An 11,609-nucleotide genomic window follows, 5' to 3' on the forward strand; every position below is an offset into this window, starting at 1 on the left:
TCCTCCCGACACCACGACGACCGACCCCGCCACCCGGACTAGGGTTTGCCGGGTGATGGGGGAGCATGGGCGACGCGCGTCCTGGGTGGCGCTGGCCGTGGTGGCTCTGGGCGTCGGGTCCCTCGTCGTCAACATCACGTCCGATGCGCAGCTGTCGGGCGACCAGCAGGTCCTCTTCGGCATCCGCAGGACCTTCAGCCTGCTGCTCAATGCGGGCACCGTCTGGGCGGGGATCTCCGTCCTCGCCGGCGCCGTCATGCGTCATCTCCGTCCAGCCGCCGTCGCCGGACTTCTCGCTGGCTCCGGGGCGCTGGTCGTCCACTACGGCGTCGGCGTGATCACCGGGCTCATGCCGGTCGGGTCCTTCTCATCAAATGCCATGTGGTTCCTGGCAGCAGCGATGAGCGGAGCCCCACTGGGCCTCGTCGGTGCGGTCGCGCGGTCCCGGACCCGGTGGGGGATCGCGGCGCGGCTTGTCGTGCCGCTCGGAGCGGTCATCGAACCGTGGTTCGCCGGGTGGTGGCTGTCGCCGGACGTCGACAGCCTGGCCGTTCGCGCCTCCAGCCTCGTCGCCGCCGGCACCCTGACCGTCGTCGGTTTGGCAGCCATCGTGTATGCCGTCAGGGCCGTCGCCGCTGCCACCACCGCTTCCGAGGTGGGTCGGGTTCGCTGACGCTCACTACGGCCTCGACGGCTGCCGCTGCGGCCTGCTGGTCGCGGAGCTCGCGCCAGCGCGCGACCATGGCCTCGACGTCGACGGTCGGGGCCCACACCGGCGACTGGGTGCCGAGCACCGGCCGTCGCCGGTCGTCGATGACGCGCAGGTTGTAGTCGCGCAGCACCTCGCGGACCCCGTCCTCGGTCCGGACGTCGAGGAGCGACTCGGGGAAGGTCGCGTACTCACGCCGCAGCTGGAGCACCGGCGGCAGGGCATCGGCCATGCTCAGACCCTCGCGAGCCATCATCTTCTTGACCCACCAGTCGGGGTCGGGATCGTCGAGACCGGTCAGCGGCTTGCCCGCACCCGGGAGGTTGTCGAACTCGCCGCGCTCCTGCGCCTCACGGATCTGCTTCTCGACCCACGACTCATGGAAAGCCATGACACCAGTGTGCCCGCGTGGACGGTCAGACGCTGGGGCCCTCGTCCTTGGGGGAGCCGTCCCCGAGGGCCCCGCGACCGAAGGCCCACCAAAAGCCGGTGAGGACGGCGGGGATGGCGATGGTCCAGCTCGGGATGCTGTCGACGTTCTCGGCGATGATCGCACAGATGGCGAGAATCGCCGTGAGCAGCCAGGCGATGTTGAGGTAGCGGCGTTCCATCAGGTTCTCCTTCGGCGCGTGGGAAGTCTTCCCCCCGGCAATGACCCCATCCTGCCGACGAAGAGTCGCCCGCGCCTCCATCTCTCGGTGGACCCGCTTGGTGCACCCTCGGCGTCAGAGTGCGGTGGCGGCCTCGAGGTCGGCCCTGATTCCGGCCAGTCGCTGGGTCGCCACGGAACGGGCACCGGCGAGGTCGCCGTCAACAACCGGCTCGATCACCTCGAGATAGACCTTGAGCTTCGGCTCGGTCCCGGACGGGCGCACGATGACCCGCGAGTCGTCTGCCAGGAAGTAGCGCAGACCCTCGGTCGGAGGCAGCCCACCGTCACCAGCGGCCAGGTCGTCGACCCGTGAGACCTCCACTCCCGCAACGCTGCTCAGTGGCTCCGCGCGCAGCCGCGCCATGATCTGGTCGAGAAGTGCGAGGTCCTCGATGCGCACCGAGAAGGCGTCCGTCGCGTGCACCCCGTGCTCCACCGCGAGCTCGTCGAGCCGCTCCGAGATGGACCCTCCGGCAGCCTTGAGCGACGCAGCGATCTCCGCGACCACCAGAGCAGCCGACACGCCGTCCTTGTCACGCACCTGACCCGGGTCGACGCAGTAGCCGAGCGCCTCCTCGTAGCCATAACGCAGCCCCGGCACCCGCGAGATCCACTTGAACCCCGTCAGGGTCTCCTCGTGCGCGATGCCGACCGACCGGCACACGGTGGCCAGCATCCGCGTCGACACGATCGAGTTGGCGAACACCGCATCCGCGGGCACGCCCCGATCGAGCAGGTGCGCGCCGAGCAGCACCCCGACCTCGTCACCGCGCAGCATCCGCCACCCACCCGGACCCGGAACGGCGACGGCGCACCGGTCGGCATCCGGGTCGTTGGCGATGACGACGTCGGGGTCGGTCTGCTCGGCCAGCTCCAGGGCCGCATCCATCGCGCCGGGCTCCTCGGGGTTGGGGAACGGCACCGTCGGGAAGAGCGGATCCGGCTGTGCCTGGCTGGGAACAGGCAGCGGAGCGGCATACCCCGCGGCGACGAACGCACGCGCGACGGTCTCCGACCCCACGCCGTGCAGGGCTGTGTGGACGACGACCAGGTCACGCGAGGACTCCGCCGACACGACGTCGACGACGTGGGTCAGATAGCTCTCGAGCACCTGCTCGTCCAGCGTCTCCCAGTCGTCGTCGGCCAGCGGCACGTCCAGGGTCCGGTCGATGCGCGCGATCTCGGCAGCGATGTCGACGTCGGAGGGTGACACGATCTGCGAGCCGTCGCCGAGGTAGACCTTGTAGCCGTTGTCCTGCGGCGGGTTGTGGCTGGCGGTGACCATGACGCCGGCGTCGGCGCCGAGGTGTCGGATCGCATATGCGAGAACGGGTGTGGGCAGCGGACGAGGCATCACGGACGCGCGTCCGCCCGCGCCGACGACCACGGCAGCGGTGTCGCGGGCGAAGACGTCGGAGTTGAACCGCGCGTCGAAGCCGATGACGACGAAGGGCTCGGCCCGGCTCTGCTTCTTCAGGTATGCCGTGAGGCCGGCTGCCGCTCGGATGACCACCGAGCGGTTCATCCGGTTCGGGCCGGCGCCGAGGGCGCCGCGCAGGCCGGCCGTGCCGAACTGGAGCAGGCCGGACATGCGGTCGAGGAGGTCGGCGGCGGCAGCGGCGTCACCGGACTCGGCCTCGTCGATGACGGCCTCGAGCTCCGCCCTCGTCTGCGGGTCCGGGTCGTCCGCAGCCCAGGCGCGCGCGGCCGCGATCAGCTCGTCGTTCTCCGTCCCGGCCTCGGACGGGACGGTGGGCGCGGACTCGTGGCGGGCGGCATACGACATCGGTTCCTCAGATCTTCGAGACGACGGCGGCGAGGAGCTGGCCGCAACGCCCGGCCGCTGCCGCGCCGGCCTCGAGGACCTCCTCGTGGTTGAGCGGCGTCTTGGAGATGCCGGCCGCCGGGTTGGTCACGAGGGAGATGCCGAGGACGTCCATGCCGCTCTGGCGGGCAGCGATGGCCTCGAGCGAGGTGGACATGCCGACGAGGTCACCACCGAGGACCTTGGCCATCTGCACCTCGGCCGGGGTCTCGTAGTGGGGTCCTCTGAACTGGACGTAGACGCCCTCGTCGAGCCCGCCGTCGACCTCGCGAGCCAGGTCACGCAGCCGCGGGGTGTAGACGTCGGTGAGATCGACGAAGTTCGCACCCTCGATGGGGGAGTGCGCCGTGAGGTTGATGTGGTCGCGGATGAGGACTGGTGTTCCGGGAGGCCACTCCTCGCGCAGGCCGCCGCACCCGTTGGTGAGGACGATGGTGCCGCACCCGAGGGCGGCAGCGGTGCGGACGCCGTGGACGACGGCGCGCACTCCCCGGCCCTCGTAGAAGTGGGTGCGAGTGCCGAAGACGAGGGCGCGGCGACCCGTGTCGCCGATGGCCACGGAGCGCATCGTGCCCGAGTGACCGGCGACGGCTGCCTTGCCGAAGCCCGGCACGTCGGTGTTGTCGATCTCGGTGAGCGTCTCGCCGATGAGGTCCCCGGTCTGTCCCCAGCCGGAGCCGAGGACGAGCGCGACGTCGTGCCTCTCGACGCCGGTGCGCTCGCGGATCATCGCGGCGGCCGCGTCGGCGACGGCGAAGGGGTCGGTCGCGGGGTCGGCGAGGTCGAGGAGGGACGGCGAGATCGGGGCGTTGTCGGTCACGCGAGCAGGGTAGCCGCCGCGTGGTTGGATGGACCGCGTGAATGCGCGAACGACTCGGGTCGTCATTGTCGGTGGCGGGCCGGGAGGCTACGAGGCGGCGCTCGTCGCGGCACACCTCGGGGGAGAGGTCACCATCGTCGACCGTGACGGCCTCGGCGGTGCGGCCGTCCTTACCGACTGCGTGCCGTCCAAGACCCTCATCTCGACGGCCGACTACATGTCCGAGTTCGAGACGGCGGCCCACCTCGGGGTCCACCTCGAGGACGGAGAGGGCGACGCGGTCAGCGACGCCAAGGCCGAGCTCGCCGAGGTCAACTCGCGCGTCAAGGACCTCGCCGCCGCGCAGAGCCGTGACATCGCCGAGCGAGTGGCAGAGGTCGGGGTGCGCGTGCTCCGTGGCACCGGCCGGTTGCGGTCGGCCACCCAGGTCGAGGCGACCCTCCTTGACGGAGGCACCGAGCTGGTCGAGGCCGACGTCGTCCTCCTTGCGACGGGTGCCACCCCCCGCACCGTGCCCACGGCCCAGCCCGACGGCGAGCGGATCCTCACCTGGCAGCAGATCTACGAGCTCGACGCCCTGCCCGAGCGACTCATCGTCGTGGGTTCTGGCGTCACCGGCGCCGAGCTGGCACAGGCCTACCTCGGCCTGGGTTCGGACGTCGTCCTCGTGTCCTCGCGTGACCGGGTCCTTCCCGGTGAGGACCCGGACGCGGCCACCGTCATCGAGGACGTCTTCAGGCGTCGCGGCATGGAGGTCCTGGGGCGCTCCCGCATGGCCGCCGTCGAGACCCGTGGCGACGGAGTGGTCGTCAGGCTCGAGGACGGGCGTGAGGTCGAGGGGTCGCACGCACTGCTGGCCGTCGGCTCCGTCCCCCAGACCTCCGGCATGGGTCTCGAGGAGGTCGGGGTCGACCTCTCGGAGTCGGGCCACATCGTGGTCGACCGCGTCTCGCGGACGTCGGTCAGAGGTGTGTATGCCGCGGGCGACTGCACAGGGGTCCTTCCGCTCGCGTCGGTGGCCGCCATGCAGGGCCGCATCGCGATGTCGCACGCCCTCGGTGACGCCGTGGCCCCCCTCAACCTCGGTGTCGTCTCGGCCAACATCTTCACCGACCCCGAGATCGCGACCGTCGGCATCTCGCAGAAGGCGATCGACGACGGCAGCGCCGACGCCGACGTCGTCACGCTCCCTCTGGCCCGCAACCCGCGCGCGAAGATGTCGGGCATCACCGACGGCTTCGTGAAGCTGTTTGCGCAGAAGGGTTCTGGCGCCGTGATCGGTGGTGTCGTCGTGGCGCCGCGCGCCTCTGAGCTGATCTTCCCGGTCACCCTGGCGGTGCATCACCGGCTCAACGTCGACCAGGTGGCCAGCACCTTCACGGTCTATCCGTCCCTGTCCGGCTCGATCGCCGAGGCCGCGCGACGGCTCCACACGACCACGAGCTGACCGAGGCGTCCGGGGGCGCTGGGGGTCGGGTGCTCGGCCGGGGCCAAACCACACACCGGTCCTGCACGTGGCTAGTTTGGGACTCATCCGAACCCCGACACCGTGGGAGAGATCGACGATGAGTGACCAGAAGCAGCCGATCAGTGGCGACGAGGCCTTCAACCGGGCCAAGGACTACGCCCAGGACAACCCCGACTCCGCGCGCAGCGCCATCGACAGGGTCGAGGACGTGCTCGACCAGAGGACGGGCGGCAAGTTCTCGGCGGCCATCGACAAGGGTGGCGACTTCATCGAGGACAAGCTCGGCCTGCCCTCGAACCACGGCGGAACGGCCGAGTCCGAGCCGACGACCCCGGTCCCGGCCGACCCGGGCGCCACCCCCACTTCGCCGTCGACCCCGGAGCAGCCGGGCGAGGTGCCCGTCCCGAACCCGTCGCCGGGCACCGGTGACCCGCAGCCGCAGGAGGACCCGAACGCTCCCCTGGACCCCGGCGCACCCTCGACCATCCCGGGCGAGGGTGCCGACGCGCCCGGCGACCCCTCCTTCCCGCCTCCGGGCAGCGAGCCGCAGACCCCGGGCTCCCCGAGTCAGGGGGAGGCCGGTGGGCTGCCCCAGGGCGGCACCACCCAGCAGGGCGACCCGGGCTCGGCACACACTCCCGGCGGCAGCCAGCCCGCGGACGGTGGCGAGACCATCGACCTCGGTCAGGACGACACCCGCACCCGCTGAGCATTCGTCCTTCTTCATCGCCTTCACGAACGTTCATGTCGGCCTCGGCCCATCTGCTTGCGAGGGTGCCGACAACGGTCCTAGCGTGTGGTTGGGCTCGACGAGGACCCACAGCGCGGCTCACCTCACAGGGAGCGGTGGGCCGCGCTGGTCGTCTTGGAGGGGGCAGGGCCGGGACGACCGGTCGACAGGGGTTCTCAGGCGTCCTTGATCTCGCAGAGGACTGCGCCGTTGGTCACCGTGGCGCCCACCTCGGCTGTGAGGCCGCTGATGGTGCCCGCCTTGTGGGCGGTGATCGGCTGCTCCATCTTCATGGCCTCGAGCACGACGACAAGGTCACCGGCTGCGACCTCCTGGCCGTCCTCGACGCCGACCTTGACGATGGTGCCCTGCATGGGCGCGGTGAGGGAGTCACCGGATGCCGCGGCCCCGGCCTTGCTGCCGCCGGAGCGCTTGGGCGCCTTCTTCTTCGCGGCGCCACCACCACCGCCGCCGAGAGAGAGCCCGGCGGGGAGCACGACCTCGAGCCGCCGTCCGCCGACCTCGACGGTGACGCGCTGACGTTCGCCCTGCTCCTGCGCGCCGTCGGCGGAGGCGGCCTCACCCGCGAACGGTGCGATCTGGTTGTCGAACTCGGTCTCGATCCAGCGCGTGTGGATCGTGAACGCGGCGTCACCCTCCGGCGCGAACGCCGGATCGGACACGATGGCGCGGTGGAACGGCAGGACGGTCGGCATACCGTCCACCTCGAGCTCGGCCAGGGCCCGGCGTGAGCGCTCCAGGGCCTGCTCGCGGGTTCGGCCGGTGACGATGAGCTTGGCGATCATCGAGTCGAACGCGCCTGCGACCGTGTCGCCTTCGACGATGCCGGCGTCCCAGCGCACCCCCGGGCCCTGCGGGACGACCATGCGCGAGACGGTGCCCGGCGCGGGCATGAAGTTGCGGCCGGCGTCCTCGCCGTTGATCCGGAACTCGAAGGAGTGCGCGACCGGTGTCGGGTCGTCGTAGCCGAGCTCCTCGCCGTCGGCGATGCGGAACTGCTCGCGGACCAGGTCGATGCCGGTGACCTCCTCGGTCACGGGGTGCTCGACCTGGAGGCGGGTGTTGACCTCGAGGAAGCTGATGGTGCCGTCCTGCGCCACGAGGTACTCGCACGTGCCGGCGCCGACGTAGCCGGCCTCGCGCAGGATCGCCTTGGAGGCGCGCACGAGCTCGGCGTTCTGCTCGTCGGTGAGGAAGGGCGCGGGTGCCTCCTCGACGAGCTTCTGGTTGCGGCGCTGGAGGGAGCAGTCGCGGGTGGAGACGACGACGACGTTGCCGTGCTGGTCGGCGAGGCACTGCGTCTCGACGTGGCGCGGCTTGCCGAGGAACTTCTCGACGAGGCACTCGCCGCGACCGAAGGCGGTGACCGCCTCGCGCACGGCGGACTCGAACAGCTCGGGGATCTCCTCGAGGGTGCGGGCGACCTTGAGGCCGCGACCGCCGCCGCCGTAGACCGCCTTGATCGCGATGGGGAGCCCGAACTCCTTCGCCAGGGCGACGACCTCGTCAGCGTCCTTGACCGGGTCCTTGGTGCCCGGGGCCAGGGGCGCGTCCGCCTTGACGGCGATGTGCTTGGCCTTGGCCTTGTCGCCGAGCGAGTCGATCGCGGCGGGGCCCGGTCCGATCCAGACGAGGCCTGCGTCGATGACCCTCTGCGCGAACTCGGCGTTCTCGGCGAGGAAGCCGTAGCCGGGGTGCACAGCGTCGGCGCCGGCCTCCTTGGCGACCTCGATCAGCTTGTCCTGGAGGAGGTAGGAGTCCGCCGGAGTGGTGCCACCGAGCGCGAACGCCTCGTCCGCGACCTTGACGTGCAGGGCGTCACGGTCGGGCTCGGCATAGACGGCGACGGAGCCGATGCCGGCGTCCTTGCAGGCGCGAGCGATGCGGACGGCGATCTCGCCACGGTTGGCGATGAGGACTTTGCTGATGGCCATGACCCGGACTGTAGTAGGTCGCTCCAGCGCGTGCGGGGTGTGGTGGAGCGGGTTGGGTCACACACCAAGGGACTGGGCGAGGACCCGCAGCCCGCGCTCGAGACCGGCGCGCTCCGTGGGGGAGAGGGCCTCCAGCAGCCGGGCTTCGTTGGCCATGTGGGCGGTGAAGGCTCGGTCGATGAGCTTCCTGCCGGCGGGTGTCAGGGCGACGAGCCGAGAGCGGCCGTCGGTGCCGCTCGGGCGCCGCTCGACGTAGCCCCTGGCCACGAGGCGGTCGACCCGTTTGGTCACGGCGCCCGACGTCACCACGGTCTGCTCCGAGAGGTCGGAGGGGGTGAGGGCGAAGTCGCTCCCTTGCCGGCGCAGGGTGGCAAGGACGTCGAACTCCCCCTCACCCAGACCGAACTCGGCATAGATGCTCACCAGCTCGGCGGTGAGCGCGTTGGCCACCCGGTGCATCCGCCCGATGACGAGGAACGGGCTCGGGTCGAGGTCTGGTCGCTCGGCACGCCACTGCTCCACGACGTGGTCGGCCATGTCCCTGTCGTCGGAGGGCGTCCTGTCGTGCTTCTGGGGCATGAAGTGGAATATACCTTCCTTGGAAGGTATTGTACCTTCCGTGGAAACTATTTTGGACAGGAAGCGTGGTGGTTTGGCACTCGTCGCCGTCACCGCGATCGCTCCGGTCGTCTGGGGATCGACGTATGCCGTGACGCACCTGTTCCTCCCGGCCGACCGACCGCTGTTCGCCGGAGCCATGCGCGTGCTGCCCGTCGGGCTGCTCATGCTCGCGTGGCACAGGCGACTGCCCCGCGGGTCGTGGTGGTGGCGCTCTCTCGTCCTGGGAACGCTGACGATGGGTCTGTTCTTCGGGCTCCTCTACGTCGCGGCCGTGCGCCTGCCCAGCGGGCTCGGCGCCACCCTTACCGCCATCAGCCCGATGGTCACCATGGCGCTCGCCTGGCTCTTCCTGCGTGAGCGAGCAGCCAGGGCCACGCTGACCGCATCGGTCGTCGGGGCCCTCGGGGTCCTCCTGCTCATCCTCCAGAACGACCGTCAGGGCACCGTCGACGTCATCGGAGTCCTCGCCTCGCTGGGTGCCGTGACGTCGGCCAGCGCCGGCTTCGTCCTCACGAAACGCTGGAGTGCGCAGGAGGACGTCATCGTCGTGACCTCGTGGCAGCTCGTCGCCGGTGGGCTGCTGCTCACGCCCGTGGCGCTCGTCGTCGAGGGCGCGCCCCCGCAGCTGCCGGTCACTGGCTGGCTGGCCCTGGCCTACCTCGGCCTCATCGGCTCTGGTGTCGCCTACGTCGCCTGGTTCCGCGGGCTCGCGTCGATGAGCGCCGGTGCCGTCGCCGTCATAGGGCTGCTCAACCCCGTGGCAGGCACCCTGCTCGGCGTCGTCCTCCTCGGTGAACCCTTCGGGACGGTCCACCTCCTCGGCATGGGGCTCGTCCTCGGCAGCGTGCTGCTGGCTCAGCCACAGCTTCGCTCGAGCCTTCGAGGGTGGACCGGTCAGCGCTGGGTGGGCACCCGGCATACGGTGGATGCATGCCCATCAACGACATCGTCCTGAAGTCCGGATCGACGCAGGTCGACATCCCCCAGCTCGGCTTCGGCGTGTGGCAGGTTCCTGACGCCGAGGTCGACGCTGCCGTCCTGTCGGCGCTCGAGACCGGCTACCGCCACATCGACACCGCCAAGCTCTACAACAACGAGGCCGGTGTCGGCCGCGCCCTGGCCGCGACCGACGTCCCGCGCGACGACATCTTCGTGACGACCAAGGTGTGGCCGAGCGAGTTCGGCGCGCAGGAGACGGTGGAGTCGTTCACCGGCTCGATGGACCGCCTCGGCCTCGAGACCCTCGACCTGCTGCTCCTGCACTGGCCCTTCCCCGAGCAGGACCGCTACGTCGACGCCTGGAAGGCGCTGCAGGCCCTGCGCGACTCCGGCCGCGTGCGGGCCATCGGTGTCTGCAACTTCCACGTCGACCACCTGCAGCGCCTCTTCGACGAGACCGGTGAGTGGCCCGCCATCAACCAGATCGAGCTCCACCCCTATCTGCAGCAGAGCGAGGTCGCCGAGTTCAATGCCGAGCACGGGATCGTCACCGAGTCGTGGAGCCCGCTCGCTTCGGGCAAGGAGGTCCTCGACGACCCGGTGATCGGCGCCATCGCGGAGCGCCTCGACGCCACCCCCGCCCAGGTGATCATCGCGTGGCACCTCGCCCGCGGTTTCGTCGTCCTGCCGAAGTCCGTCACCCCGAGCCGCATCGCCGAGAACTTCGAGTCCACCTCGGTCTCGCTGACCGAGGACGACATGGCGCAGATCGCGACCCTCGACCGCGGCTTCCGAACCGGCCCCGACCCGGACACGTTCAACGGCTGACGACGATTGGAGTGTCGGGGATTCGGGGGCTCACACGGACGTGATGGCCCAGATCCCCGACACTGGCCCAGGCACTCACTCACGCAGCAGGCGGACCAGTCGCGCGCGCAAGGCGTGGCGGTGCCGTTGTGAGACCAGGCTGAGCGAGGTCATCTCGACGTAGGTGTAGCCGGCGTCCTCGAGCCGCGCCCGCCGCTCCCGTTCGTACTGCCACTGGCTGCGGTCGGTGCGGTGCTGGTCGCCGTCGTACTCGCCCACGACCCTGCGCTCGCGCCACAAGAAGTCGGGCCTGGCGAGCCAGCGGCCGTCCGGCCCAAGCACGTCCATGTTGAGCTCAGGTTCAGGGAGCCCCCACGTGAGGAACGCGTAGCGCGCCTTGCTCTCCCACGGCGACGCCGAACCTGGTCGGGCCAACATGGCGCACCGACGCAGTGCCACAGCGCCGCGGGTCCGCCGATCCGCCGCCGCTCGCTCCAGGTCCTTGGGCCGTGCCAGGTCGCGAGCGAGCAGGGCGTCGGCGATGGCGAGGAGATCGTCCTCGGCGAGCTCGGGTCCGAGATCGGCCCACGTCTCGAGAGGGTCGGTCACCGCCAGACTGTCGACGAGCTCGGTGTCACGCCGCTCGAGGCCGCGGTGGCTCCTGACCCCGGCACGCACCACGAGCGGTGTGCCGGAGGGGCGCGTGACGTGCAGACGCTCGCTCGGGTCCCACGGGTGAGGCACGGGCAGGCCGTGGATCCGCGCAGCCGTGTGATGTGAGAAGACGAAGGGCTGGGGCAGGACCAGGGCGTAGGCCCGAGCCATCGCCTCGACGCTCTGGCTGTCCGACCTCGTCGAACGCACCCCCGAGGTGGGCGCGTGCAGGTCGCTCGCCCTGAGGCGGTCGGCAGTGGCCCCGGCGCTCATCGCCCGTGACGTGGAGAAGACCCGGCCTAGGCCGGATGGCAGCGGTGCGGGAGGGCGGGACATGCGATGAGCCTCGCCGGGTCGGAGCGAGACGCCTCCCTCCGGACCAGGATCTGTGGACCGCAGAGTGGCTCTCGTGCGCCTGTGGACGACCGC

Annotated in this window: 12 protein-coding genes; 5 read left to right on the forward strand and 7 right to left on the reverse strand. The window is 70.6% G+C overall.

Annotation, left to right across the window (positions count from 1 at the left end; translation table 11 throughout):
- Window positions 1–52: 52 nt before the first annotated feature.
- Window positions 53–673 (forward strand): hypothetical protein, encoded by a 621-nt coding sequence (locus tag ACFQW8_RS12740; RefSeq protein ID WP_380087883.1) that lies wholly within the window; start codon window positions 53–55, stop codon window positions 671–673.
- Here the strand turns inward: ACFQW8_RS12740 and ACFQW8_RS12745 are convergent.
- The 4 genes from ACFQW8_RS12745 to ACFQW8_RS12760 form a co-directional block, all read right to left on the reverse strand.
- Window positions 621–1,100: a DnaJ family domain-containing protein gene (locus tag ACFQW8_RS12745; RefSeq protein ID WP_380087885.1), complete on the reverse strand. Its 480-nt coding sequence runs from the start codon at window positions 1,098–1,100 to the stop codon at window positions 621–623. The two genes, ACFQW8_RS12740 and ACFQW8_RS12745, sit on opposite strands and share 53 nt — an antisense overlap.
- A 25-nt stretch (window positions 1,101–1,125) precedes the next feature.
- Window positions 1,126–1,320: a hypothetical protein gene (locus ACFQW8_RS12750; RefSeq protein ID WP_380087887.1), complete on the reverse strand. Its 195-nt coding sequence runs from the start codon at window positions 1,318–1,320 to the stop codon at window positions 1,126–1,128.
- A 114-nt stretch (window positions 1,321–1,434) separates the two neighbouring features.
- The gene (locus ACFQW8_RS12755) at window positions 1,435–3,147 is read right to left on the reverse strand and encodes a phospho-sugar mutase (protein ID WP_380087889.1); all 1,713 of its coding nucleotides are present in this window, start codon (window positions 3,145–3,147) and stop codon (window positions 1,435–1,437) included.
- Window positions 3,148–3,154: 7 nt separating this feature from the next.
- Window positions 3,155–4,006 carry a purine-nucleoside phosphorylase gene (locus ACFQW8_RS12760; RefSeq protein ID WP_380087891.1) on the reverse strand — a complete coding sequence of 284 codons (852 nt, stop codon included), beginning with the start codon at window positions 4,004–4,006 and terminating at the stop codon, window positions 3,155–3,157.
- Window positions 4,007–4,034: 28 nt separating this feature from the next.
- Here ACFQW8_RS12760 and ACFQW8_RS12765 point away from each other — a divergent pair, with 28 nt between their 5' ends.
- Complete coding sequence (locus ACFQW8_RS12765; protein WP_380087892.1) at window positions 4,035–5,453, forward strand: NAD(P)H-quinone dehydrogenase; 1,419 nt, start codon at window positions 4,035–4,037, stop codon at window positions 5,451–5,453.
- Between the two features lie 118 nt (window positions 5,454–5,571).
- The gene (locus tag ACFQW8_RS12770) at window positions 5,572–6,183 is read left to right on the forward strand and encodes an antitoxin (protein WP_380087893.1); all 612 of its coding nucleotides are present in this window, start codon (window positions 5,572–5,574) and stop codon (window positions 6,181–6,183) included.
- A 197-nt stretch (window positions 6,184–6,380) separates the two neighbouring features.
- Here ACFQW8_RS12770 and ACFQW8_RS12775 read toward each other — a convergent pair whose 3' ends face one another.
- Window positions 6,381–8,159 (reverse strand): acetyl/propionyl/methylcrotonyl-CoA carboxylase subunit alpha, encoded by a 1,779-nt coding sequence (locus ACFQW8_RS12775; RefSeq protein WP_380087895.1) that lies wholly within the window; start codon window positions 8,157–8,159, stop codon window positions 6,381–6,383.
- Between the two features lie 57 nt (window positions 8,160–8,216).
- On the reverse strand, window positions 8,217–8,738 hold the full coding sequence (locus tag ACFQW8_RS12780) for a MarR family winged helix-turn-helix transcriptional regulator (RefSeq protein ID WP_380087897.1): 522 nt from the start codon (window positions 8,736–8,738) through the stop codon (window positions 8,217–8,219).
- 73 nt (window positions 8,739–8,811) lie between these two features.
- Between ACFQW8_RS12780 and ACFQW8_RS12785 the strand changes: the two genes are divergently transcribed.
- Window positions 8,812–9,735, forward strand: coding sequence for a DMT family transporter (locus ACFQW8_RS12785; RefSeq protein ID WP_380087898.1), 924 nt, complete (start codon window positions 8,812–8,814; stop codon window positions 9,733–9,735).
- Window positions 9,711–10,547, forward strand: a complete 837-nt coding sequence (locus tag ACFQW8_RS12790) for an aldo/keto reductase (RefSeq protein WP_380087899.1) — start codon at window positions 9,711–9,713, stop codon at window positions 10,545–10,547. Before ACFQW8_RS12785 ends, ACFQW8_RS12790 begins: the two co-directional genes overlap by 25 nt.
- A gap of 75 nt (window positions 10,548–10,622) precedes the next feature.
- Here the strand turns inward: ACFQW8_RS12790 and ACFQW8_RS12795 are convergent, their stop codons facing one another.
- Window positions 10,623–11,516, reverse strand: a complete 894-nt coding sequence (locus ACFQW8_RS12795) for a hypothetical protein (protein WP_380087901.1) — start codon at window positions 11,514–11,516, stop codon at window positions 10,623–10,625.
- Window positions 11,517–11,609 lie beyond the last annotated feature (93 nt).

The organism is Knoellia altitudinis (assembly GCF_042666355.1).
Classification (GTDB): Bacteria; Actinomycetota; Actinomycetes; order Actinomycetales; family Dermatophilaceae; genus Knoellia; species Knoellia altitudinis.